Below are 22,996 nucleotides of genomic sequence, written 5' to 3'. Positions count from 1 at the left end.
AGTCACTGGCCATCAGCCAAGCTTTCGGGCGGCGGACGCACCGAGGATGAGGAACAGCACCACCAGCGCGAGGCCGATGAAGAAGAGGATTTTGGCGATGCCAGCTGCCGCTCCGGCGACGCCGCCGAAACCGAGGACAGCGGCGACCAACGCGATGACCGCAAAAATGAGCGCCCATTTGAACATATTCATTCTCCTGTTCGCCGTGCCGCGCCGGACAAGCGTCAGCCTCGCGCGAATCGCGCGGCGAACACTCACTTGTCGGAACCGGAAGGTCCGGCCGAACGTCCGGCGACGACACGGCAATCGGTTGCACATGGGTGCGGCAGACTGAAAATCTCCGCGTGGCCCGTGCATCCATTCAACGTCGGCGCCGGATTAAAGTTCCCGCGTGCGGCGACCTCCGGTTTGTGGGGAGGCGATCCCCGCATCCCCAAATCTCAGGATAGGGATTGCTCACCTGCGAGCGTGTCACGGAACCGGGCGAGCCTTTCCACCGCTTCGCCAAGGATCGCCGGATCCTTTGCGAAACAGAGGCGGACGATGTGCCTTGGCCCTTCGCCATCGAACAGCGCCGAGACGGGAATGGAAGCCACGCCGGCCTCGCGCACCGCGCATTCGCTGAACTGGCGGTCGTCAATTCCGATTCCCGAAGCAGCCAGATCGATGCACAGGAACCAGGTCGCGGCGCCCGGCAGGACGACAAATCCGGCGCGTTCGAGATCCGCCGCGAGCCGCGCGCGCGATGCCGCCCATCGCTCGTTTCGGGAAGCGAACCAGCTGTCGGGCCGGTCCAGCCCCTCGGCGACCGCCCATTGCAAGGCGGGCGGCGTGGTGAAGGTCAGAAACTGATGCGCCCGGCCGAGCGCGGCGGCGGTGTCAGGCGCCGCGCACAGCCAGCCGACCTTCCATCCGGTCAGCCCGAAAATCTTGCCGGCAGAGCCGATCTTCACCGCCCGGTCCTCCATGCCGGGGAAAGACAGGAGCGAGCGGTGCGGAATGGCGTCGAAGCGCACATCCTCCCAGACCTCGTCGCAAATGGCGATCAGGTCGTGGCGAACGCATGCCGCGGCGATCATCGCAAGCTCGTCCGCGCTGGCCACCTTGCCGGCCGGGTTGAGCGGGTCGTTGAACATCATGACGCGCGTGCGCGGCGTGATCGCCCCCGCAAGCGCCGAGGCGTCGTAGCGCCACTGCGGGGGCGCGAGAGGGACCGAGACCGGAACGCCGCCAGCGCGCCATATCATCGGGGCATAGGCATCATAGGCCGGCTGGAACAGGATCACCTCGTCGCCCGGCCGGACAAGCGCCAGCAGCGCCGCGGCGAGCGCTTCGGTGGCGCCCGACGTCACGATCACCTGATCGCGCACAAGCGAAAGCCCCTGCCGCCGCCGGTAAAAGTCGCAAATGGCGTCGCGTAGTTCGGGCAGGCCGAACGCCGGGGGATATTGGTTCGACCTTTCGGCGAGCGCCCGTGCCGCCGCCTCGATCATTTCGGGACGCGCCGGCTCGTCGGGAAAACCCTGCCCGAGATTGATCGCACCATGCGCGATCGCCAATCGGGACATATGTTCGAAGATGGTGGGTTCCATCGCGGCGTAAAGGGGATGTATCCGGCTCATCCTTCCACCTTATCGCATCCCTGCGAGCCCGCCAACGCTGGCCCCTGAACGCGCGGCCTGAAAGCCCGGCCTAAAAGCCCGGAAACGACGGCACCGGATCGAACATCAGCGCCAGAAGGCCATAGCCGCTTGCGACGAGCAGGAGCGCACCGGCAGCCGTGACGATCAGTTCGGCGCGCAGTCGGCGCACCAGCCACGCCCCGATCGGAGCGCCGATGACGCCGCCGATCAGCAAACCCACCGCGACAACACCGAAGGTCTGCCAGCCCAAAGCGCCGATGAAGCCCGCCGCGATGGTAACCGTGACGAAAAACTCTGCCGCATTGACCGTCCCGATGACACGCCGGGGCTCGCCCCCCTGCGCGAGCAGATTGGCGGTGACGACAGGCCCCCATCCCCCGCCGCCCGATCCGTCGAGAACGCCGCCGACGAGACCGAGGGTGCCGACGAATTTGAGATCGCGATAGGCCTGCGGTCGCCGCGCGCCGCGCCAGAGAAGATAGATGCCCACCGCGCCGAGATAGGTCAGCACCACGGGCCGGGCGACGGCGTCGGTCAGATTGGCGAGGATGAACACGCCGATCGCGCCCCCGACGATGCCGGGAATGACAAGGCGGCGAAACAACCGCCAGTCCACATTGCGTTGCAGCGCATGGCTGACCCCCGACACCCCGCTGGTAAAGCTTTCCGCCGCGTGGATCGCCGCCGACGCCGATGCCGGCGGCAACCCGAGCAGGAGGAGCAAGGCCGTCCCGACGACGCCGAAGGCCATACCCAGCGCGCTATCGATCAACTGGGCCGTGAAGCCGATGAGGATGAAGGGAAGCAGGGTCCAGAGCGAAAGTTCGGCCCAAGGAATCATTGCCCCCTCTCCGCGGGGCGCACCCGTGTCTTCTTTCGGTGCGTCAGGAGGAAGACGGCCGGGAAACAGAGTGCGATCAACGACAGCGCACCGGCGAACACGGGCTCGGCTCCCGCCAGCCACGGCAGAACGGCAGCCCAGATCGAAACCGCAAGCAGCGTCAGCAATGCCTGTTCCTGTTCGATGTCCGCGCCGAGCGTCAGCGGCATCCCGCGTGCATCGGCACGCAGCTGTTCGAGGTGATTTGCGACGAGACTATGCCTCTCGACGCGATTCGAGGGAGCGAGCGAGGTAAATATCGACGCCATCCCGGCTCCGATCAGCCGCACGCCGACCGCCCGTGCGAACAGGCGCCGTTCGCGCACGCGATCGCTGACCGCGCGCAGGCGCAGGCGCCCGCCGAAAACCAGATCGATCAGCGCATCGCCCGTCACCGCCTTGATCGGCCGATCCCGGGTTTCGCGGCTTGCTTCGATCCAGTCGAAGATCGCGTTGGGGACATCAATTCCGCAGGCGCGCTCCAGTCCCTGGAAGCCGGGCGCCGAATTGGCTTCGCAGATGCGGTAGCCATCCTCGTCGAACAAGATATCGATTCCGGCTATCTCCAGCCCCAGCGCATCGGCGGCCCGGGCGGCCAGTTCGGCCATTTCTCCGGTGGGCGTATGCGCAACACCGACACCGCCCAGCGACACATTGGATTTGAAATGCCCCGGTGGCGCGCGGCGCTCCATCGCCGCGACCACGCGCCCGCCGATCACAAGCACCCGCACATCCCGTCCATGACTGGATCGCACATAATGCTGAAACAGGAAGTCGGCTTTGGCTTCCGCGCTTTCGAGCAGGCCGGCCAGATCCTCGAACTGATTGCGGTCCTCGCACTTGAGCACCCCGGTGCCGCGCGTCCCGCGCAGCGTTTTCACGATCACCGGAAAGCCAAGCTCTTCCTCGATGATGTCGGCGTCGATCGGGAATTTTCCCAGCATCGTTGCGGGAATAGCGAGGCCGGCACGCGCCAGCCGCTGCATCGTGTGGAGTTTGTCGGCGACGAGGTCGATCGTCTCCGGACCATTGATCAGACGGACGCCGCGGCGCTCGAAATGGCGGAGAACCGCGAGGGTGAAATAGTCCGTCTCCGCACCCGTGCGGCACAAAATATAGTCCGGACGCTCCAGCGAATGACCTTCATAATGGACCGCCCATTCCTCGAGCGGCGCCGCGACGATGTCGAAATTGTGCGGATTGAGGATGAGAAGCTCAAGGCCGCGCTCGGCCGCCGCTTCCTGAAAGCGCAGGATTTCGGGTACTTCGGGCAATGCCGGATCGAGGTCTCGATGGAAGAATATCCAGCCGCGCAAAACAAATCTCCGTCAACAGGGGGCTCTATTGCATCCGGGAACGTGCGGGTCGAGCCATCGTTCAACGGATCGGGACAGTTGGATGTATGGACTGGATGTATCGACGAGGCGCGTCGGCCGGATCGTGCGTCGCGCTTTCCCATGAAAGAAAGCGCCCTGCCGTGGCATGTTGGAGGCGCCGGGCGCGATCCACAAATGCAAAAGGGCCGCGCTAGCGGCCCCATCACAAGTCTCTCAACTATTTTGAAAAACTGGAGCGGGCGAAGGGATTCGAACCCTCGACCCCAACCTTGGCAAAATATTACTATAGGTACGCCACAGCTTCTTTCTATACGCCAAAGTACGATAAATCAATCATTTATTGACTTCTCCCTACGCCATAATATCCTCGACCTACCCTGCGAAACGGTCGATTTCTATTACGCCATTATTACTTTTTGTTCCGGCCACCCTCGCGTAATATGATGGAGGAACTTGTGGCGCTTGCAAAGCTCAACAAGCGAACGGTCGATGCACTGGCTGCGCCAGCTACTGGCCAGGAATTTCTTTGGGACACTGAGATCAAGGGTTTCGGTGTCCGCGTTGGCGCAACTGGGATCAAGACGTTCGTCATCCAATATATGAATGAGGAAGGCCGGGTTCGACGGGTGAAGATCGGACGCTTCGGAGTTATGACTGTCGAGCAAGCCCGAGAGCTCGCTAAGATTCAGATGGGAAAAGTGGCCTCAGGCGAAGACCCGGCAGAGGAGTCGCGCCGGGTCCGAAAGGAACTCAATGTAGCCGAAATGTGCGAATGGTATCTGGTCGAGGCACGGGCGGGTCGCATCCTCGGTCGCAAGAACCGCCCGATCAAGGAATCCTCGCTCGACATGGACGAGAGCCGCATCCGGACGCATGTCATCCCGCTCGTCGGCAAACGCCTCGTTCGGAAGCTGACGATCGCGGACGTCGAGGCGATGCAAAATGATATCGCCACCGGTCAGACCCGAAAGCCGCCGTCGGGCGGGCGCGGTGGTCGACCAACGGGCGGCATCGGCGTCGCCGGAAGGAGCCTCGGCACCCTCCAAGCCATTCTCGGCCATGCAAAGCATAAGGGATTGATTGCGGAGCATCCGACGAAGGGCGCGAAGAAGCTCGCGACCAAGAAGAAAACCCGCCGCCTCAGCATTGCAGAGATCGAACTTCTTGGTCGCGCAATTGGCCGGGCTGAACTGGGTTCCGAGAACCCTGTTGCGCTCGCAATCGTCAGAACGCTTCTTCTGACCGGCTATCGGCGGGAAGAAGCACAGGCGATGCAGCGGCAATGGGTCAACCCGATGGGCGGCTATGTCGCTTTCCCCGACACGAAGAGTGACGCGCAATATCGCGCGATCGGACCCGAGGCGATCAAGATCGTCGTCGCGCAACCCGAAATTGCGGGCTGTCCTTTCGTCTTCCCCGCATCGAACGGCGAAGGCCCATTCACGGCTGTCAGCGACTGCTTGTCCCGCCTATGCCGCTCGGCAGGCATCGTGGGCGTAACTCCGCATACTTTGCGCCACACCTTCGGGAGCATGGCGGGCGAACTCGGCTTCTCCGAGCTCACGATCCGCGCGATGCTCGGCCATGCGTCGCAGAATGTGACCCAGGATTATGTCCATATCGACGAAGCCGTGAAGCTGGCGGTCAGCCGAACCTCGGACGAGATTGCGAAACATATCGAGACCGGCGTGCGGAAGGCGGCGCAGATGAAGTTCGCTGCGTGATCAGGGCAGCGAAGCATCGCGCGTTTCCATTGCCTCCAAAATCTGCACGCCGATGATTTCCAGGCTGGAGTTGTCAATGTCGGCGACTTTGCGGATCGAAAGGTCATGCTTCAGGATGGCGAGGTCCTTCATGAGTTCCAGCTCGCCGCTCTCCTTCACATGGCTGGGCACCAGAATATAGGAGCCGCCCGCTGGATAATTCTCGAGAAAGAAACGCAGGTTGGTGTCGACCGCCGGCTCAAGCAATTTGAGGCGGCTGGGCATGCTCATCAGCGTGCCTTCCTCCGGCTCCACGCCCGGCATCAGCAGCACGGCATAGTGGGACGGAGGCCGTCCGGGCAGTTCGCGCAGGATCGCGACATGTATCGCCCCCTCCGCGTCACGCGCGCCAAATCGTTCGCGCCACCGCTCGAAAATCTCGCGGCCCACCTCGCGGTTTTCGAAGTGCAGGCCGATGATCGGGAGGTCGTACTCCAGCCCGAGCATCACGCCGATCCACCCCGCGCGCTCCCATTGCGGAATGTCCAATATCGACCGGACTTCCACGCTGCGATGGTCGCCCGCCGCGTATCGCACGCTCACCTTTTCCTCTTCGGGGTCGCTATCGGGGACGCGCACGATCACGGGCCGTTCGGGTTTCGGGGGAAAACGCTCGAGCGAAAGCGCCTCCCACTCCGCCAAGCGAGACGCTTGACTGTTCATCGCGCGGATACGGCTGTTGGAGCTCGCCACTGCGGCGCTGACCCGCTCCAACAAGGACTCTTGGCGGAATAGCTTCTCGAGCGAAATCTTCTGCCCGTCGGCGGTCGAGGTTGCGACGAGCATCAATGTCGACAGCAGCAGAAACTGACTGTGGGTGCCATTTTCGCCCAGATGGTCGGCGGGCGTCGATCCGGACGGCCAGTGCAGCTTGGCCCGCATCCTCTTTTGATCAAAATCGACGCTCGGTGCCGTGACGTCCGTGCTCTCGACCAGATCGATATCGAAGCGCTCGACAAATGCTCCGATCCGTCGGCCGATTGTCGTCGCGAACAGAGTATCGATCACGGCGAGGAGCGTCTGACCGGCGAGGATCGAACTGTCGCTGCCCGGCACATGTACGACCACGCGCATGCCGATGACACGGGTTTCGATGCTATGCGGCTCCAGAGAACCAGTGAGCAGCGGCCGCCCTCGCAGGTCGCCAGCCGGCTGGTTGGCTACCCGCGCGAACATCTCTTCCAGCCCGCCTTCCGGTTCCTCCTCCGTCTGCCGCTCGCCAAGCCGCTCCACATAGCCAAGGACATACAGAAGCGCGCCGCAGCACATGGGCAGACCCAGCTGCTCCAGGACCGAAGGTAATGCCGCCATTACGTCGAGGTCTTCAGTCGAGCTATTCAAGAATTGGCTGGCGAGGACCCCATCCATCTGTTTGAGCCGGTCGTCCACGCGCGCTTTCGACTCATCATCGAGCGGCAGCACTTTCCGGCAGCCGTTGATCATCCGGATCGCATCGAGCGTTTCCGGAATTAGCCGCAGCTCAATATCGATCCAGGTCAGCAGCATGAAGGCGGGAACCAAGGTAACCGACGGATGGGTATCGTGTTCCGAATCTGCGATGATTGACGCGACCGCGAACAGAGCAGCGGCGCGGGCAGCCCAGAGCATCCCGATCCCCTGATAGGCGACGGCGAGCATGTAGCTCGCCTCGATCAGCTCTTCGGCATATTCGCGCTTGGTCAGCTGGTGCGTTGCCCGCCCGAGCAGGCGGATACGTTCGAGGCGATCGGCACTCGCATCGAGGCGGCTTGCCCGCCGGAGCAGGATCCGGCCGCTCTCGCCTTCGCCCACTCGCTTACCCATGAATTCGGCGAGTTGGTCGACGAGTTCTCCATAGGCCGGGTCCTTCGCGCCCAGCGGTCCGACGCCGTCGACCAATTGCGACAGCCGGTCCGCGTCATATTCGGCGAGGCCAGCAGCGGCTTCGAGAATTGATCCCGCTTCCTGCCAAAGGGGCGCCCGATCTTCACTGCGGTCGAAAGCGGTCGTTGTGACATCGAGCATCAGCAACGTTGTGCGCGCTTCGAGAGCATTGTTCGGCCGGTCCTTCTCCCCTGCAAAGAATTCGAGCCGGTCGACAAGCGGTCCCCGCCGTTCATCAAGGCGCACGACCTTGGCCCGCCGATAGCCCTGCGCGACGGCACTGATCAGGCACTGCAGGAGGTTTGCGACACGTTCCGCGTGACGCGCCGCCGGCGAACCGAGAGCGAGCTCTGCAAACGCATCGAACTCCCGCTCGAGAAGATCGAAATCATCGAACCAGTAGAAGCCGGTCCAGAGCCGCTGATAGCGTGCTTCGATACGCTGGCTGAGCGATCCCGACTGATCGGCAAGACGGATGGCCCGGTCAAGCCGTCCGTCGGTCTCGAACCGCGGCCGCTCCAATTCCTTTGAAAGCGTCGCAGCGAGCAGCGCGTCGGTCGCGCGCTGGGCCTCGACGCCCTCATAAGCGGCGGGGTCCTGAATCGCCTTCTCAAGATCCTCGAGCTGCTGCGATCGCGCATAGTCTGCCGGACCGACCCGCGCCTTCTCGTTGCGCTTTCCGACACCGAGGTAATCGACCGCCAGATCCTGATGCCCCTCGTTCAACAGCCGATCAATGATCCAGCTTCGATCCAATATCTCGACGCGAAAGCCGAATTTCTCGGACAGCTCATCCTGAATTTTGGCGACGTCTTTGGAGCGGCCGTAACGCGAGGTGACGACGAACACCTTCGTATAGGGACGCCCCGTCCCGGCGATGCCCTCGATGTCCGAGCGCGCCTTTTGCTGCCACTGCTTCTTGGCACTGAAAGCAAAGGCCCAGCGCTCGCTTCCCGAATTTGCCTCGCCTACATAGTGCAGCGTTGCGATCTCATCGGCGACGGCGAAGGTCTCGCTGTCGGCCTTGCTGTCACCGCCACCTTCGGGGCCGGTGGCCAGCTTCAGATTGGGGCAGATGATCCGCTCGCAGAGTTTGCGGCAGAAGATCTCGAAATCATGGGTCTCATTGCGCGCCGTGACATATTCGAGGCGCTGCTCCAGCTCATAGGCTTCGAGGATGAAGGCCGGTTCGGACCCGCTATCGGAAAACTCGTCGGGTCTCAGCTGGCGCATGAATTCCGAAGGAAGAATAGCGCCCATGGCCTCGGGCAGCTCGGCCGAATCGTCGGGATGGTCCATAGAACAAGTCTAGAACATCGTAATTTCACACGCGAGCGGGAATTGCCTCCGACATGCTCCGCTACGCTTTCGGAAGAAGGGCCAGCGCCACCCTCAAATCAGCATCGGTCTCGCACGCCTCGATCGGGCGGCGACCGGCAAGCTTGGGATGCGCGCTGTTGAGGAAGAGGTGCGCGCGGTCGGGATCGCGGAAGGCCTTGTTGGAGGCGGTCGTGAGCCGCTTGCGCAGTTCCTCAGCCGCTTCCGCCGCCAAAACCCGGCGCTTCCTCACGTCCTCGGCGCGCTCGATATGGCTGAAGGCTCGCCAATAGAGATCATCGCTTCCGCACGCCCACTCGGTGATCGGCACTCCGTCGACCACCGTCGATGCGAGCCAGGTCTCGGCCTCGTCCTTGAGCGCGTTTTTCGCGGCAATGGCAAAGTTCCGCCGCCGGCTCTCCTTGGCGTCTTCGATCCGCTTGCGCTCGGCGGCTTCCTTCGCCTCGCGCTTCTGCCGGATAGCGTCGCGCCACTCCTGAAAGGGCAATCCGCAAAGATCGTCGACGATCGGAAGGTCGCGATAGCTGCGCGACATGTCGAAGATCGCCCTGACCCGCTCGTCCAGCGCGTGAAAATCATCGCCGCCTTCCGCCGCCACCTTCCAAGGATTTCGGCCGTCGACATTATATCGCCGCATCCAGCGCCGGCTGAAACCATCGGGATCGGGATGGCCGGCATCCTTGGCGATGCAGGCAACGGTGCGCTCAAGGTCGTAGCGATTGTGAACGCGGGCATGAAGATCGGGGTCGACATAGAAGCGCTGCTCGTCACGCTCCCACACCACAGCCTGCCGATCGGTGAAGAGATTGAAGAGATATTCGGTCACGGCCTGGCTGGGCGACCCGAAACTCTCCCGCGAGTAGCCGGCCGCCGCGAGTGCCTTCGGTTTGTAATTGCTGAGGTCAGTGCGCAGCATCCATGTAGGCAGCACGCTCTCGAGATTCGCCTCGTTCGGCCACTCGCCATGGATATGGATGTGCGATCCCGCCGAGTATTTGATGCTCGGCGTGTAGATCAGGGCATGCACGAGCGCCGCCTGCCAAAGCTGCGGCCTTACCGTGAACCAATGGCCCATCCGGCTCTTGGCCCCGAGCAGATAGTCCAGTTCGGCATATTGCAGGTCGGCCATGATCTCCGCGACCCATTCGGTATCAACGGGAGGCTTCTGCGGCCGGTCCCGGATATGCCATCGGAGCGCCTCGCCCTTGCGCGTCGCTTCCGCCGTGACCCGCTCGGACAGGCGCTGCGCGGAACGCTCGCGATCCGGATGATGGATCCAGTGCCGCGGTGCGTCGTGCAAAATCTGCTCGTCGAGCTCGGCGCCATCAAGCTGGCGCCAACGCACTCCGGAAAGATCGATCTCGATCATCGGGCAGCCTGCGCGCGCCACCTTCTGCTGCTTCTCCTCATCGACCGCGTGCGACACTTTGAATTCCACCGCGCGGCGATCGGACCCGATCCACACCATGGCATCGGGCTGGAAATCGCCCTCCGATGTCTCCAGCCTCACCTCGTCGAGCGCAAATTGCCCGCCTTCGAAAACCACCTCCTCCAATCGCTCCTCGCGCAGGACAAGGCTCGGCAGGGTGACCTGTCGGACAGCAGCCAGCAGCAGCTTGGCGTAGAGATGCAGGGCCGTCTCGCCTGAGCATCGGCTGTCGGACTGGTGCGCGAAATGTTTCCGCATCTTCTTCGGGAGCCGAAGGGTCAGTCGTTCCTTGCATCCAAGGCAGGTAAAGGGGCCGTCGCGGTGCGATACGATCTGTTCGACGTGCCGAACCACGCCATCGCCGCATGCAGCGAAAGGCACCCGCAAGCCCGAGGGATCGGGCTTCGTTGTGCAAGGCCGCGGAGGTTGGGTCGGCCGCTCAGGAGCAAAATGCTCGTCCACCGGGCGATCATAATCGACCCTGTGTGCGCATACAAAATACTCTTTACCGCCTAACGCCGCGCCTTCGCAAAACCGCGATCGGTCGCGACGAACCGTTCCAGCATCGGCGGTATGAGCCGTTCGATCGACAACGGTTCCGACAGGCCATTTTCCTTCGCATGTGCCGCGGCATAGTCGGCGAGATCGCGCGCAAGCTTGCCCGTGAGTTCGACAGTAGCCTTGACCAGCTTCTCCTCGACGATCGGCCCAAGGCGCAGCCGACTCATCTCCAATCCGCCTGCGGCTCGAGAATAAGGTCGCGGGTGACGATTACGCGGAGCGCGAAACCCGGTCGGATGGTGAGCGTCGGACGCACCGCCAGTTCGCGCTCGACGATGCGGCGCCCGGCCTGGCTCGTGCTGTCCTGCATCCCGTAGCGGAGCGCCCGGGCGAGTTCGTCGTCGCCGCCGACGCTGAGCTCGCCCCCGACCCCGAGCAGGGTCGAGACGAGCGCGGCGCGGACCATCCGGCCCCAATGATTGTTCACCCGATCCTCCAGCCCCGACATGCCTGCGGCGTCGGAACCGGGCTGCCGTTCGAGGCGGATCGATCGTCCGCCGGGCAAGATGAGGCGATCCCATGCGAGGAGCACCCGGCTCTGTCCCGCCGCGATCTCGCTGTCATATTCGCCGATCAACCGCGAGCCTTGCGGGATGAGCAGGATACGCCCGGTCGGACTGTCATAGATATTCTGCGTCACCTGCGCGCTGATCTGGCCCGGCAGGTCGGAGCGAATGCCTGTGATGAGCGCTGCCGGAATGACAGTCCCGGCCTGGACGATCATCGCGGAACTCGGGGCGATCAGCCGCTCGCCACTTTCGAGAGGCCTTTTCGAACCCGACGCCAGAAACTGACGCCGCCCCTCATTGGCCGTGCGAGGCTCCGCCGCCTGTTCGGGCGCGGCCGCCTCGGCGGACACAATGTCTGTTGCTGCGGAACTTGCGGTTCCGCCCCCCAGAAAGAGCCGGCTCGTCTGGGCGCTCTCGCGCTCCTGCAGTGCCCGCTGCCGCGCCTGTTCGGCGGCCGCCTCGCGCGGATCGGGAGGATTGCCCCCTTCCGCGCCGATCGGCGGGACGGGGATTGCTTCGCCGCTGCCCTGCGCCGCAACGATCGGCCGGCCGAGGTCGCCGGGGAGCGGCGGACCGAGCTTCGGCACAGCGCCATAATCGGCGGGGGCTCCGGTGACCGCGTCGGGCCTCGCACTGTTGCTCGCTTCATAGAGTTCCTGCCGCTCGGACGGGGCCGGCGTGCGCAGCGCCCACATGAGCGATGCCGCGATCGCGAGACCGCCGGCCCCGCCGATGACCGCGAGTGTTTTCCGCGACAGACGCATGACCCGCGGCGTCTCACCCGCAAGGCGGAACGCATCGGGACTCGCAGGCGCGATCGGCGTCACCTCTGGCTCGGCGGGCACGGCTTCGGCGCCCGGCTGTTCGGCCGCCGTCACGACCGGCCTCGCGGGCGCGGCGTTTCGCGTTCGATGCGCACGGCCTTGGCACCGCGCCCGCTCCCGAGGCGAAGTTCGGCGCGATCGAAGAGACGGTCGACGATCATGTAACGGCCGTCGACGCGGTAGTTGAGAAGCTCCGCCGCACCTTTCTCCCCGATCGCGAAGAGCGGGGGCATGTCCGCGGTTGCGATCGCAGCGCCGAACTCGACGAAGAGCTGGCGCCCATCGTCAAAAACGCGCACCGGCCGCCAGGGCACCTTCGCGCCAGAGATGCGATAGGCAAAGCTCAAGGCGGCAAAATCGATGCCACCCGCAACCGGGGCAAGCCGCGCCTGTTCGGTTTCGGCGGCGCGAAGCGCGATCAGCTCGTCCTGCGGATAGGACCAGGAAACCGCCGCCATATAGGTCGCAGGCGTCGCGCGCAGTTCGATGTGGTAGGTCCGATGGCTGGTGTTGATGACCAGATTCGTCATGATGTCGGGGCGCGTGGGCTTCACCAAAATATGCACGCGGCGCGACGCGCCCGTGCCGCTCAGCGTGTCGCCGATGACCCAGCGCACCGTGTCGCCGGCCGCGACAGGCCCCGGACCGACAAGCTCCTCCCCTTCCTGCAATGCGATGTCGGTGACCTGTCCGGGGGCGGTGTAGACCTGGAAAAGCGCGCCATCGGCCCAGGCATATTTCTGGATAGCGTTGAGGAAGGTCGCGCGCTCGGGCTGGACACGCGCCGCGTCGTTCGCACGGCCGACCTGCGCGCGCGGATCGGCGGGTGCCGCCTGCGCCGACAGCGCGAGCATGGAAGCGCCGAGAAGAAGGGTAAGACGGATCATTGGCTGAGCTCCTTCGACCAAGAAATAGCAGTGACAAAAACGCCGAGCGGGTTCCGTCGCAGGGCGTCCGGCGTGCGGGGCGGCTGGATCGAGGTGGTCAGGATCGCCGACCAGCGCGACGTCTCGACGAGGCTGCCGTCTTGATAGCGGCGCTCGGTCCAGGCGATGCGGAAGCTGTCGCGCGAGGCGCGGATCACGCTCGACACGTCGACGGCGACCTGCATCTTGCCGACCTCGGCAAAGGGATCATTTGCGCGGGCGTGATCGCTCAGTGCCTGTGCGCCCTTGGGGGTGGTGAAGTCATAGGCGCTGAGCCAGTCCTTGCGCAGCACCACCGGATCGGCCGGGATCGAGCGGACATGCTCGATGAAGCGGGCGAGGTGGAATGCGATCTGCGGGTCCGTCGGCGAATAGTCGGCATCGGCGGGCGCCACCGACCTCGCTTCGCCAAGCTTGTCGACCTCGACCACCCAAGGCGTGATCGTGCCGCGGAGCGACTGCCACACGAGCGCCGAGGCAAGTCCGCCCGAAAGTGCGAGGCAGCCGAAGAAGGCGAGACGCCAGCTCCTCGCCTGGACGCGGGCCGAACCGATGCGGTCGTCCCAGACCTGCGCCGCGCGCTGGTAGGGCGTAACCGGGACCGGGGACTTGCCATAATGTTGGGACGGGCGTCGAAACATGGGTTCAATCCTTCTGGCTGATGTCGGGAGCGGAGCCGGCGCCGTGGCTGTCGCCGGCCTTGAGGGTCTGCGAGGCGATAGTGGCGCCGGAGGTGACGGCCTGCCGCCGTTTCATGGCTGCCGCCCAGGTTGGGGGCGACGCCGCGCCGTCGCTGGCGGTGGCAGCGCCGCCCGCGGACTTGCCCGCCTGCCCCGAGGCATAGCTTTGACGCAGACGTTCGGCCGCGGCGCGGAGCGGCGAACCCGCCCCGCGGGTCGCGTCGCGCGCCACATTGGCGAGCCCCGCACCGAACGCCCGCATCCCGCTCTTCCCGGCCGCGCCGCGGGCATAGGATGCCGAAGCGCTGCCGGACGCGCGCGAGGCTCCGAGCGCGGTTCGACCGACGGCGCTGCTCGCGGCACCGGCCGCCAGCGTCGCGCCAGCCGCCCCGGCGGCGATCGTCGCACCGGCCGCAAGCGTGGTGCCGGCCGCCGCGCCAGCGCCGAGCTGCGGGCCGCCCGCCACGATGCCGTTGGCGACGCTCGGACCGAAGATGCCGAGACCGAGCAGGGTCAAGGCGCCAAGCGCGATTGCCATCACCTCGCGGATGTCGGGCTCAGTCCCGAGCCCCGCGTCCATGAAGCGCTGGAAGAGGGTCGTGCCGATGCCCGTGATGACCGCGAGCACGAGCAGCTTAATGCCTGAGGAGATGATATGGCCGAGGACGCGCTCGGCCATGAAGGCGGTGCGTCCGAAGAAGGCGAAGGGCAGCAGGACGAAGCCCGCGAGCGTCACCAATTTAAACTCGAGGATCGTGACGAAGACCTGCACCGCAAGAATGAAGAAGGCGATCACGACGATGACCCAGGCGATCAGCAGGATCAGGATCTGGACGAAGTTAGTGAAGAGCCCGACCGGGCCGACAAGGTCGGCGGTCGCATCGAGCAACGGCTCTGCGGCGTCGAGCCCCGTGGAAGCGATCATGCCGGGGCGCATGAAATCGCCGATCGCCATCGCGCTTCCCGCCGCTTTCAGACCCAGACCGGCGAAGCTCTCCAGCAATATCGTGGCCAGCGTCTGGAAATTGCCGATGATGAAGGCGAAGACGCCGATATAGAGCGTCTTCTTCACCAGCCGCTGCAATACATCCTCGTCGGTGCCCCACGCCCAGAAGAGCGCCGCGATCGTCACGTCGATCACGATCAGCGTCGAGGACAGGAAGCCGACCTCGCCGCCAAGCAATCCGAATCCGCTGTCGATATAGGTCGAGAAGACCGACAGGAAATTGTCGATAACGCCGGTGTCGTTCATGGCTTGCTCTTTTCGGTCCGGAAGAAATGGCGCCGCTTCGCCTCCCAGGCCGCCTCGCATTCGGGATCGGCCTCGGTGGCGGTTCGGCAGCGACGAAGCGTGTCGCCATAATCGGGGGGTGCGTCCGCCCCGGAGATCGCGGGGGCGGACGCACGGGGCGCGGGCGGATCGAGCGCCGCGACAAGGGCAAGGGTCAGCGCAAGACCCAGGACGATTGCCCCCATCACCAGCCCGCCCACCCGGCCCATCTCAATTGCCCTTGCGGAAGCGGCGGAAGCGCTCGCGGCCTTCGGCCTCGGCGGCCGCCGCGCGCGCGGCATCGAGCATCTCGGCGCGGCCCTGCGCACTCATGACCGCGGCGAGATCGGCGATCTGCTGCGACTGGATGGCGAGCAGCTGGTTGCCCGCCTGCGCGGCCTGAAGCGCGCCGGTCGCCGACTGGCTGGCGCCGACGATCGTCGAGATCGACCTCCGCGTTCCGCCCATATTCGTGACGATGCCGGCCTGCACCTTCATCGCATCCTCGAAGGCGCCGACGCTGTCCTTCCAGCGCGCTTCGGCATTGGCGACCATCTCGGCAGCCGACCCCGTCAGCGCTCCGCCCTTGTAGCGTGCCTCGAACCCCTTCTGAATGTCCGACACGTTGAACGCGATACCCTCGGCCTGCGCGAGGAGCTGGCGCGTCTGGTCGACCTGCGCCTCCAGCGTGCCCAGCGTCGATGTCGGCAGGCTGTTGAGGTTCTTCGCCTCGTTCATCAGCGAGGTTGCCTGATTCTGCAGCTGCTTGATCTGGTTGTTGATCTGCTCGAGCGTGCGCGCGGCAGTCAGGATATTCTGCGAATAGTTGCGCGGATCGTGGACGATGCCGCCGAGCTGCGCGCTCGCCGGGACCGCCAGCATTGGACCCGACACGGTCAGGGACACAAGCACCGCGGGAGCGACGGCGCGGACGATATTCTTCTTCATCGGGGGAACTCCTCATTGGGGACGGCGATGGTGGGGAGCAGCTCGGCCGCCCATTCGAGCTTGCGGTGAGAGAGCCAGGCGGCCGCGAACCCTTCGCGGCCGTGCGCTGCGAACAGCTCGGCGATGCGCGTCTGATCGGTCTTCGAGGATGCCGCGGTGAAGGCGAGCGCGACCTCGCCGAGGCCGAGGTCAAAGAGGCGATTGCCGCGCCGCGACTGGCAATAATAATCGCGCTTCGGCGTCGCCCGGCTCAATATCTCGACCTGCCGGTCGTTGAGGCCGAAGCGCTCGTAGATGCAGGCAATCTGCGGCTCGAGCGCGCGCTCGTTCGGCAGAAACATGCGGGTGGGGCAGCTCTCGATGATCGCGGGCGCGATACTCGACGTTTCGATGTCGGCAAGGCTCTGCGTCGCGAAGACCACGCTCGCATTTTTCTTGCGCAGCGTCTTCAGCCATTCGCGGAGCTGCGCCGCGAACGCCGGGCTGTCGAGCACGAGCCAGCCTTCGTCGATGATGATGAGCGTAGGCGAGCCGTCGAGACGTCCGGCGATCCGGTGAAACAGATAGGACAGGACGGGTCCCGCCGACGCGGCGCCGACAAGTCCCTCGGTCTCGAAGGCCTGCACGCGGGCGGCTCCGATCCGCTCCTCGTCTGCATCGAGCAGCCGCCCCCAGGGCCCGCCGACCAAATAGGGCGCGAGCGCCTGCTTGAGCTCGCGCGACTGGAGGAGCACGGCGAGTCCCGTCAGCGTTCGTTCGGCCGCCGGGGCCGTCGCGAGCGAGGTGAGCGCCGACCAGAGATGCTCCTTCGCCGCCGGGTCGATCGTTATTCCTTCGCCTGCGAACAGCGCGGCGAGCCATTCGGCCGCCCAGCTCCGCTCGGCCGCCTCGTCGATCCGGGCGAGCGGCTGCAACGCCACCCCGTCTTCGCCGTCGTGAAGCGCCCCGCCAAGATCCTGCCAGTCGCCGCCCATCGCGAGCGCCGCGGCGCGGATCGAGCCGCCGAAATCGAACGCGAAGAGTTGCGAGCCCGGATAGCGGCGAAACTGCATGGCCATCGTCGCAAGCAGCACCGACTTGCCCGCCCCCGTCGGACCGACGACGAGGCAATGACCGACGTCGCCGACATGGAGGGAAAGGCGGAACGGGGTCGAGCCTTCGGTCTTGCCGTAAAGCAAGGGGGCGTCACCGAAATGCTCGTCCCGTTCCGCTCCCGCCCACACGGCGGACAGGGGGATCATGTGGGCGAGGTTGAGGGTGGAGATCGGCGGCTGGCGGACATTGGCGTAAGCGTGACCGGGCAAGCTCCCGAGCCAGGCCTCGATCGCGTTCATGCCCTCGATCGTGCAGGTGAAGTCGCGGCCCTGGATGACCTTCTCGACCAGCCGTAGCTTCTCCGAGGCGAGCGCCGCGTCGGTGTCCCACACGGTGACGGTCGCGGTCACATACGCGATGCCGGCATGGTCGGCGCCAAGCTCCTGCAAGGCCATGTCGGCATCGGCGGCCTTGTTCGACGCATCGCTGTCGACAAGCGCCGATTGTTCGTTGGTCATCACCTCCTTGAGGATCGCCGCGATCGACTTGCGCTTGGCGAACCATTGCCGCCGGATTTTCGTCAGCAGTTTTGTCGCGTCGGTCTTGTCGAGCATGATCGCGCGGGTCGACCAGCGATAGGCGAAGGCCAGCCGGTTGAGATCGTCGAGCAGGCCGGGCCAGGTCGCGGTCGGAAAGCCCGTGATCGTCAGGGTCCGCAGATGCTGCTCGCCGAGCCGCGGCTCAAGCCCGCCGATGAGCGGCTGGTCCGTCAGCAGCGCGTCGAGATAGACGGGCGTTTCGGGGACCCGGACACGCTGACGCTTGGTCGATACGGTCGAATGCAAATAGGTCAGCGTTTCGCCGTCATCGAGCCATTCGGCCTCGGGCATGAAGCCTTCGACGAGATGGAGGATGCGGTTCGACCGGTCGATGAAGCTCGCGAGATGCTCCTTCGGATCGACCCTCGAGCGCTCCATGCCCTCATAAAGCCAGCCTTCCGCCCGCGAGGCATCCTCTGCCGGCGGCATCCACAGGAGGGTCAGATAATAGCGGCTCTCGAAATGCGCCCCTTCCTCCCGGAACTGCTCGCGGCGCTCCATGTCAACGAGAGCGGAAGCCGGATCGGGAAAATGCGATTCGGGATAATCGCTCGACGGCATCCGCTGCGCCTCCACGAATAGCGCCCAGCCGGAGCCTAGGCGCCGGATCGCGTTGTTGAGCCGAGCCGTGACCGCGACGAGTTCGGCGGGGGTGGCGCTGTCGAGATCGGGACCGCGGAAGGAGGCGGTTCGCTGGAACGAGCCATCCTTGTTCAGCACGGCGCCCTCATCGGCGAGCGCAACCCAGGGAAGATAGTCGGCCAGGCATGCCGACTTCGAGCGATATTCGGCGAGGTTCATCATGGCCGCATCCAGACAGGATATTTGAGGTGACGTTTGGCGACATCGACAAACTGCGGGTCGCGGCGCGCGGCCCAGACCGAGAGCGCATGGCCCACGATCCAGAGGACGAGCCCCGCGATCCAGAGGCGGAGGCCGAGGCCGATGCCGGCGGCGAGCGTGCCATTGGCGATCGCGAGGGCCCGCGGCGCGCCGCCGAGCAGGATCGGCTCGGCGAGCGCACGGTGCACGGGCGCGAAAAAGCCGGTGACTTCGCCCTGCGCCTCCATCAGACGACTGCTCCGCCGCCGAAAGAGAAGAAGGTCAGGAAGAAGCTCGACGCTGCGAAGGCAATCGACAGTCCGAACACGATCTGCACCATGCGGCGGAAGCCGCCCGACGTGTCGCCGAACGAGATGGTCAGCCCGGTGATGATGATGATGATCAGCGAGATCACTTTCGCGACCGGCCCCTCGACGCTTTCGAGGATCGACTGCAGCGGTGCTTCCCACGGCATCGACGAGCCACCCGCACGAGCGGGCAAGGCGGTGACGAGCGCGACATAGAGGGCGGTCGAGGCGAGCAGGAAGCGCGGCGCTTCCCGCCGGGCGGCGTGGGTCATGGTCAGTCTCCTTCGGGGTTGAGGGGGGTGATGCGATAGTCGCCCGTCGATGCATCGAGACCGTCGACGCGGGCCAGTTCGGCAAGGCGCCGCCCGGCGCCGACGCGCACGAGGACCGCAACGAGATCGATCGTCTCCGCGAGAAGGGCCCGCGGGACCGTGATCACGGCTTCCTGGATGAGCTGCTCCATGCGGCGGAGCGCGCCGATTGCGCTGCCTGCGTGGATCGTGCCGATTCCACCGGGATGTCCGGTGCCCCAGGCCTTCAGGAGATCGAGCGCCTCGGCTCCGCGAACCTCCCCGATCGGGATGCGGTCCGGCCGAAGGCGAAGCGAGGAGCGGACGAGATCGGACAGCGACGCGACCCCATCCTTGGTGCGCATCGCGACGAGATTCGGAGCGGCGCATTGCAGTTCGCGGGTGTCTTCGATCAGGACGACACGCTCGCTCGTCTTGGCGACCTCGGCGAGCAGGGCATTGGTGAGGGTGGTCTTGCCGGTCCCGGTGCCGCCGGCGACGAGAATGTTGAGGCGCTCGGCAACCCCGGAGCGTAGCGCTTCAGCCGCCGGCGCTGACATGATGCCGGCTGCGACATAATCGCCGAGCGAGAAGACCGCGACTGCGGGCTTGCGGATCGCGAAGGTCGGCGCCGCGACCACCGGCGGCAGCAGACCCTCGAAGCGCTCGCCGCTTTCGGGAAGCTCAGCCGAAACGCGCGGCGACCCGGCATGGACCTCGGCGCCGACATGATGCGCCACGAGGCGGATGATGCGTTCGCCATCGCTGGCCGCGAGCAGGATACCGCTATCGGTGATCCCTGCTTCGAGGCGATCGACCCAGAGTCGACCGTCAGGATTGAGCATGATTTCGATGACCGCGGGGTCGGCAAGCCACTCGGCGATCGCGCCGCCAAGCGCTGTCCGCAGCATGCGCGCACCACGTCCTTGTGCCTCGAAACGGACCGCTTCTGCGCCCATGATATTCCCCGTTGGATGGTCCGGGCAAAAGCGCCCGGCTCGACGGGGACAAGTAAGAGACGCAGAAAATCTCTACTTTCAACAGAGATTTGCGCGCGTCGTACTGTGGGTAAGAAAGACAGGGAATGGCGTAGGCTGCGATGCGATCAATTCCATTTCAGCAACGATTAAATGAAGTCCGGCGGGTTGTGCTGCGCGCGATTTTGACAACAGTGTCAGCATGAGTGATTCGGGGTTGCAGCATTCGGACGAGTTCTCGAGGTGGACGCGCTTGACAGAAAAGCAGCGGGCCTGTCTCGATTTGCTGCTCGAGCGGAAAACCTCAAAGCAGATCGCCCGCGACCTCGACATATCGAAGCAGGCGGTGGATTTGCGGCTCACCACTGCGCGCGACACGCTGGGCGCGGCCAACCGCGACGAGACCGCGATCATTTATGCGCGGCTTCGGCAGACCTATGATCGGATACCATGTGATCCGGTCATACTACCGGCAACTCCCGAACTGGTGCCATCCAACTTTCCAGACGGAGGTCCGCCCAATCTAATGGAATTGCACGACAGTTCCCAAGCCTTGGGTCGGCCATCGGGCAACCGCTCTCCGTTCGGGGATTTGTTGAGGCACGATTATAGTTCGGCAGTACGCGTCTGGATTACGCTGGCAGTCGTTGGCACCATCGTCCTGATCGGAATTGGCGGGCTGTCCATCGGGCAGACGCTCACCGCGTTACTTACTCGCTGACCCCCTTCCTTTGTCGCCAACCATAGCCGGAGCGGACGCCGCCTCCGGAACAGGAGAAGTCATGTCCAATGAAATCGCACCAACCGCCGCACGCCTTCAGCACGACGTCACGGCAGCCGAAACGAGCGTGGACGATACACTCATCACAATTTCTACTCTCATGAGCAGCGTCGTTGCGGCTCGGCGCGACACGTCGGGCGTTCCCGTGGTCAAGGGGCATGCAACCATCCGCCGGCTCGCCACAGCGCAACTCGCGCTCGTCGACGTCAGCGGCGACATCCACCGCGTGCATGGCGATCTCGTCGAAATTGGCCGAGAGACCGCTGGATATGATCTGCACCAGGAATGCCCGAAGGCATCCGCCTCGAATGTGGTGCCGCTGACGGCAGCAGCCTGAGCCGATTTGACCGGGAGCCATGAGCATGAAAAGAAAGGAGGATGCGCGTAGCGGTCTTCCTCCTGATCATGCTCGTGGCCATCGGTTACGCTCTTCGCAAGGGGGGCGGTCCGGAGCGGGCGATGGCGGCGATAGCGGCCGTTATGATCGCGTCGGATCAGGCCTTGCACCTTTTGATCGCACCGGAATATGCGGCCCTCGACGTCGGCCATCTGACGATCGACATTTTCGGTGCGAGTGCGACGATGTTTCTGGCGATGATAGCCTATCGCTTCTGGCCGATGATTGCGGCAGCGCTCCACATTTTGCCGTTACTCGCGCATCTCAGCCGATACTTCGATATCTCTCTGCACCCGGCTGCCTACATGATTATGCAGGTAGCCTCATCCTGGCCGGTGGCCCCACTCCTCATCGTTGCAACCTGGCGCCACCAGCGACGGGTGAAGCAGCACGGCAGCGAGCCATCCTGGCGAGGCTCATCGCCGCTGTCGAACCCGCCAACAGCGAACTGATTGCCAACAAACTTCTCGACGAATTTCGGAGCATCGGCAGAATTTGGGCCGCATCGCCCGAAGCAATCTACCGCATTTTGGGCCGCGGTTCCCCTGTGCCTTCGCTCATAATTGGAGCGCGCGAAGCGGCCTTGGAGTCGATGGCAGGCGATCTGCGTGGGATCGCTATCGATCCGTTCAGTCCCGCGCTGCGTCGGTATCTGATCGCATCGATGGGATCTCTCAGCGAGGAAGTGCTGCGCGTCCTATTTCTCGACCAGTCTCGGCGGCTGATAGCAGACGAGCAGCTTCAGCACGGGACACTGGCGCAGATGGCGGTTTACCCACGGACTATCTTTCGCCGCGCCCTCGAGCACAATGCAGCCGGGATCATTCTAGTCCACAACCACCCCAGCGGCGACCCGACGCCGAGCGACGAGGATATCGAGGCTACCCGGCGCCTGGATCAGATCGGGAGGTCGCTCGATATCGAGGTCATCGACCATGTCGTCGTGACTTCGGCCTACGCGCATCACATCGTAAATCGCGATGCGATCGCGGGAGCACCGCCCGAAACCTCATCCTATGTCTTCCGGAGTAGGCCTTCTGCTTCGCCCGACGCGCCAGTCGATATGGCTTATCAAAACGCCAAAACAGCGATGCGGCGCCGGCTTCTCCGACAACAGCTACTTGGTGTGCCTGAACTGTTCGGCGATCCCGCTTGGGAAATGCTGGTCGATCTCTTCGTTCACGAATGCGAGCGCAAGCGCCTGTCCATCAGCGCGCTTTGCGTCACATCCTCAATTCCGATGAGCAGCGCGCTACGGCTGGCGCAGCGCCTCTGCGATGCCGGCATCACCCGCCGCGTGCCCGATCCGATCGACGGGCGCCGGACCTTCATCCGGCTCGATACCGTCATCGCTCACCGGATGCGCGCCTATTTCGAAGCCGGTGCCGAATGAGCGATGCCGAACCCGCTTCAATGTTCGCGCGCGCTGCCCGAATGTTCGGCGGCAGCGCGCACCATCTGCGCCCAGCTCCCGATATAGCCAGCACGGTTCTTATACTCATCCCCGGACTCGGCGGTCATCAACGCCACGCTGCCCAGCGTTTCGGCAAATTCGGTGGTCGTGCAGACGCCCTTCCGTTCGAGCAGGCCGCCGATCGCCGCCAGGACTGTTCCAACCGCGAACAAAGCGTCTTCGTCCATTTTTCTCTCCTAATGTGCTTCAAGAACGGGGATATACGCAGCGCCTTAGTGATGCATCGTCGTGTAGCCGAAATTCTGCGCATAATTGTCGGCGAAGCCATAGGCCTCGAAAAGATTGGCGTCAGTGACGAGCCTGCCGCCGTCTCCTGAGGCAGACGCGGGCTTTAGCGTCCAC

General features: G+C 64.4%; 23 protein-coding genes. 5 read left to right on the top strand and 18 right to left on the bottom strand.

Annotated features, from left to right (window positions below; translation table 11 throughout):
• Nucleotides 1-12: 12 nt before the first annotated feature.
• The 4 genes from ACSYDV_RS15485 to ACSYDV_RS15470 form a co-directional block, all read right to left on the bottom strand.
• Nucleotides 13-186, bottom strand: a complete 174-nt coding sequence (locus tag ACSYDV_RS15485; RefSeq protein ID WP_438324697.1) for a DUF1328 domain-containing protein — start codon at nt 184-186, stop codon at nt 13-15.
• Between the two features lie 254 nt (nt 187-440).
• Nucleotides 441-1,622 carry an aminotransferase gene (locus ACSYDV_RS15480; protein WP_438324696.1) on the bottom strand — a complete coding sequence of 394 codons (1,182 nt, stop codon included), beginning with the start codon at nt 1,620-1,622 and terminating at the stop codon, nt 441-443.
• A gap of 70 nt (nt 1,623-1,692) precedes the next feature.
• Nucleotides 1,693-2,484, bottom strand: a complete 792-nt coding sequence (locus ACSYDV_RS15475; RefSeq protein ID WP_438324695.1) for a sulfite exporter TauE/SafE family protein — start codon at nt 2,482-2,484, stop codon at nt 1,693-1,695.
• Nucleotides 2,481-3,839 (bottom strand): ATP-grasp domain-containing protein, encoded by a 1,359-nt coding sequence (locus ACSYDV_RS15470; protein ID WP_438324694.1) that lies wholly within the window; start codon nt 3,837-3,839, stop codon nt 2,481-2,483. The genes ACSYDV_RS15475 and ACSYDV_RS15470 overlap by 4 nt, the downstream gene beginning before the upstream one ends.
• A gap of 476 nt (nt 3,840-4,315) precedes the next feature.
• On the opposite strand from ACSYDV_RS15470, the gene ACSYDV_RS15465 reads away from it, so the two are divergent.
• Nucleotides 4,316-5,584 (top strand): site-specific integrase, encoded by a 1,269-nt coding sequence (locus tag ACSYDV_RS15465; protein ID WP_438324693.1) that lies wholly within the window; start codon nt 4,316-4,318, stop codon nt 5,582-5,584.
• Here ACSYDV_RS15465 and ACSYDV_RS15460 read toward each other — a convergent pair whose 3' ends face one another.
• The 13 genes from ACSYDV_RS15460 to trbB form a co-directional block, all read right to left on the bottom strand.
• Nucleotides 5,585-8,785, bottom strand: a complete 3,201-nt coding sequence (locus ACSYDV_RS15460; RefSeq protein ID WP_438324692.1) for a hypothetical protein — start codon at nt 8,783-8,785, stop codon at nt 5,585-5,587. It lies immediately after the preceding gene.
• Nucleotides 8,786-8,846: 61 nt separating this feature from the next.
• Nucleotides 8,847-10,634: a competence protein CoiA family protein gene (locus tag ACSYDV_RS15455; protein WP_438324691.1), complete on the bottom strand. Its 1,788-nt coding sequence runs from the start codon at nt 10,632-10,634 to the stop codon at nt 8,847-8,849.
• Between the two features lie 131 nt (nt 10,635-10,765).
• On the bottom strand, nt 10,766-10,981 hold the full coding sequence (locus ACSYDV_RS15450; protein WP_438324690.1) for a DUF2274 domain-containing protein: 216 nt from the start codon (nt 10,979-10,981) through the stop codon (nt 10,766-10,768).
• Complete coding sequence (locus ACSYDV_RS15445; protein ID WP_438324689.1) at nt 10,978-12,201, bottom strand: TraB/TrbI/VirB10 family type IV secretion system protein; 1,224 nt, start codon at nt 12,199-12,201, stop codon at nt 10,978-10,980. The genes ACSYDV_RS15450 and ACSYDV_RS15445 overlap by 4 nt, the downstream gene beginning before the upstream one ends.
• Nucleotides 12,198-13,001, bottom strand: coding sequence for a P-type conjugative transfer protein TrbG (gene trbG / locus ACSYDV_RS15440; protein ID WP_438324819.1), 804 nt, complete (start codon nt 12,999-13,001; stop codon nt 12,198-12,200). Before trbG ends, ACSYDV_RS15445 begins: the two co-directional genes overlap by 4 nt.
• Before the next feature lie 29 nt (nt 13,002-13,030).
• A complete protein-coding gene (gene trbF, locus ACSYDV_RS15435) occupies nt 13,031-13,714 on the bottom strand; it encodes a conjugal transfer protein TrbF (protein ID WP_438324688.1) in 684 nt (227 codons plus the stop codon).
• Nucleotides 13,715-13,718: 4 nt separating this feature from the next.
• Entirely contained in the window at nt 13,719-15,005 is a 1,287-nt protein-coding gene (trbL, locus tag ACSYDV_RS15430) for a P-type conjugative transfer protein TrbL (RefSeq protein WP_438324687.1), read from the bottom strand.
• On the bottom strand, nt 15,002-15,253 hold the full coding sequence (trbK-alt, locus tag ACSYDV_RS15425; protein WP_438324686.1) for a putative entry exclusion protein TrbK-alt: 252 nt from the start codon (nt 15,251-15,253) through the stop codon (nt 15,002-15,004). Before trbK-alt ends, trbL begins: the two co-directional genes overlap by 4 nt.
• Before the next feature lies 1 nt (nt 15,254).
• Nucleotides 15,255-15,971, bottom strand: a complete 717-nt coding sequence (gene trbJ / locus ACSYDV_RS15420; protein WP_438324685.1) for a P-type conjugative transfer protein TrbJ — start codon at nt 15,969-15,971, stop codon at nt 15,255-15,257.
• Nucleotides 15,968-18,409 carry a conjugal transfer protein TrbE gene (gene trbE / locus ACSYDV_RS15415; RefSeq protein WP_438324684.1) on the bottom strand — a complete coding sequence of 814 codons (2,442 nt, stop codon included), beginning with the start codon at nt 18,407-18,409 and terminating at the stop codon, nt 15,968-15,970. The genes trbJ and trbE overlap by 4 nt, the downstream gene beginning before the upstream one ends.
• Nucleotides 18,406-18,675, bottom strand: coding sequence for a VirB3 family type IV secretion system protein (locus ACSYDV_RS15410; protein ID WP_438324683.1), 270 nt, complete (start codon nt 18,673-18,675; stop codon nt 18,406-18,408). Before ACSYDV_RS15410 ends, trbE begins: the two co-directional genes overlap by 4 nt.
• On the bottom strand, nt 18,675-19,007 hold the full coding sequence (locus tag ACSYDV_RS15405) for a TrbC/VirB2 family type IV secretion system protein (RefSeq protein ID WP_037553363.1): 333 nt from the start codon (nt 19,005-19,007) through the stop codon (nt 18,675-18,677). The genes ACSYDV_RS15410 and ACSYDV_RS15405 overlap by 1 nt, the downstream gene beginning before the upstream one ends.
• Nucleotides 19,008-19,009: 2 nt before the next feature.
• A complete protein-coding gene (gene trbB / locus ACSYDV_RS15400; protein ID WP_438324682.1) occupies nt 19,010-19,984 on the bottom strand; it encodes a P-type conjugative transfer ATPase TrbB in 975 nt (324 codons plus the stop codon).
• Between the two features lie 271 nt (nt 19,985-20,255).
• On the opposite strand from trbB, the gene ACSYDV_RS15395 reads away from it, so the two are divergent.
• The 4 genes from ACSYDV_RS15395 to ACSYDV_RS15380 all read left to right on the top strand — a co-directional run bounded on the left by ACSYDV_RS15395 (nt 20,256) and on the right by ACSYDV_RS15380 (nt 22,573).
• A complete protein-coding gene (locus tag ACSYDV_RS15395) occupies nt 20,256-20,723 on the top strand; it encodes a LuxR C-terminal-related transcriptional regulator (RefSeq protein WP_438324681.1) in 468 nt (155 codons plus the stop codon).
• Between the two features lie 61 nt (nt 20,724-20,784).
• Nucleotides 20,785-21,120: a hypothetical protein gene (locus tag ACSYDV_RS15390; RefSeq protein ID WP_438324680.1), complete on the top strand. Its 336-nt coding sequence runs from the start codon at nt 20,785-20,787 to the stop codon at nt 21,118-21,120.
• A gap of 41 nt (nt 21,121-21,161) precedes the next feature.
• Nucleotides 21,162-21,632, top strand: coding sequence for a hypothetical protein (locus tag ACSYDV_RS15385; protein ID WP_438324679.1), 471 nt, complete (start codon nt 21,162-21,164; stop codon nt 21,630-21,632).
• A 140-nt stretch (nt 21,633-21,772) separates the two neighbouring features.
• Entirely contained in the window at nt 21,773-22,573 is an 801-nt protein-coding gene (locus tag ACSYDV_RS15380; RefSeq protein WP_438324678.1) for a JAB domain-containing protein, read from the top strand.
• 17 nt (nt 22,574-22,590) lie between these two features.
• Here the strand turns inward: ACSYDV_RS15380 and ACSYDV_RS15375 are convergent, their stop codons facing one another.
• Entirely contained in the window at nt 22,591-22,821 is a 231-nt protein-coding gene (locus ACSYDV_RS15375) for a hypothetical protein (RefSeq protein ID WP_438324677.1), read from the bottom strand.
• Nucleotides 22,822-22,996: the final 175 nt, after the last annotated feature.

It is taken from the genome of Sphingopyxis selenitireducens (assembly GCF_051550705.1).
Lineage (GTDB): Bacteria > Pseudomonadota > Alphaproteobacteria > Sphingomonadales > Sphingomonadaceae > Sphingopyxis.
Note: the sequence above shows the minus strand (reverse complement) of the source record. Positions and strands in the feature narration are given on the sequence as shown.

Excerpts from the sequence above, each read along its gene's own strand:
- ACSYDV_RS15485 (WP_438324697.1), bottom strand. The coding sequence starts at position 186 with ATGTTCAAATGGGCGCTCATTTTTGCGGTCATCGCGTTGGTCGCCGCT.
- ACSYDV_RS15480 (WP_438324696.1), bottom strand. The coding sequence starts at position 1,622 with ATGAGCCGGATACATCCCCTTTACGCCGCGATGGAACCCACCATCTTC.
- ACSYDV_RS15475 (WP_438324695.1), bottom strand. The coding sequence starts at position 2,484 with ATGATTCCTTGGGCCGAACTTTCGCTCTGGACCCTGCTTCCCTTCATC.
- ACSYDV_RS15460 (WP_438324692.1), bottom strand. The coding sequence starts at position 8,785 with ATGGACCATCCCGACGATTCGGCCGAGCTGCCCGAGGCCATGGGCGCT.
- ACSYDV_RS15450 (WP_438324690.1), bottom strand. The coding sequence starts at position 10,981 with ATGAGTCGGCTGCGCCTTGGGCCGATCGTCGAGGAGAAGCTGGTCAAG.
- trbG (WP_438324819.1), bottom strand. The coding sequence starts at position 13,001 with ATGCTCGCGCTGTCGGCGCAGGCGGCACCCGCCGATCCGCGCGCGCAG.
- trbF (WP_438324688.1), bottom strand. The coding sequence starts at position 13,714 with ATGTTTCGACGCCCGTCCCAACATTATGGCAAGTCCCCGGTCCCGGTT.
- trbL (WP_438324687.1), bottom strand. The coding sequence starts at position 15,005 with ATGAACGACACCGGCGTTATCGACAATTTCCTGTCGGTCTTCTCGACC.
- trbK-alt (WP_438324686.1), bottom strand. The coding sequence starts at position 15,253 with ATGGGCCGGGTGGGCGGGCTGGTGATGGGGGCAATCGTCCTGGGTCTT.
- trbJ (WP_438324685.1), bottom strand. The coding sequence starts at position 15,971 with ATGAAGAAGAATATCGTCCGCGCCGTCGCTCCCGCGGTGCTTGTGTCC.
- trbE (WP_438324684.1), bottom strand. The coding sequence starts at position 18,409 with ATGATGAACCTCGCCGAATATCGCTCGAAGTCGGCATGCCTGGCCGAC.
- ACSYDV_RS15410 (WP_438324683.1), bottom strand. The coding sequence starts at position 18,675 with ATGGAGGCGCAGGGCGAAGTCACCGGCTTTTTCGCGCCCGTGCACCGT.
- ACSYDV_RS15405 (WP_037553363.1), bottom strand. The coding sequence starts at position 19,007 with ATGACCCACGCCGCCCGGCGGGAAGCGCCGCGCTTCCTGCTCGCCTCG.
- trbB (WP_438324682.1), bottom strand. The coding sequence starts at position 19,984 with ATGGGCGCAGAAGCGGTCCGTTTCGAGGCACAAGGACGTGGTGCGCGC.
- ACSYDV_RS15390 (WP_438324680.1), top strand. The coding sequence starts at position 20,785 with ATGTCCAATGAAATCGCACCAACCGCCGCACGCCTTCAGCACGACGTC.
- ACSYDV_RS15385 (WP_438324679.1), top strand. The coding sequence starts at position 21,162 with ATGCGCGTAGCGGTCTTCCTCCTGATCATGCTCGTGGCCATCGGTTAC.
- ACSYDV_RS15380 (WP_438324678.1), top strand. The coding sequence starts at position 21,773 with ATGGCAGGCGATCTGCGTGGGATCGCTATCGATCCGTTCAGTCCCGCG.
- ACSYDV_RS15375 (WP_438324677.1), bottom strand. The coding sequence starts at position 22,821 with ATGGACGAAGACGCTTTGTTCGCGGTTGGAACAGTCCTGGCGGCGATC.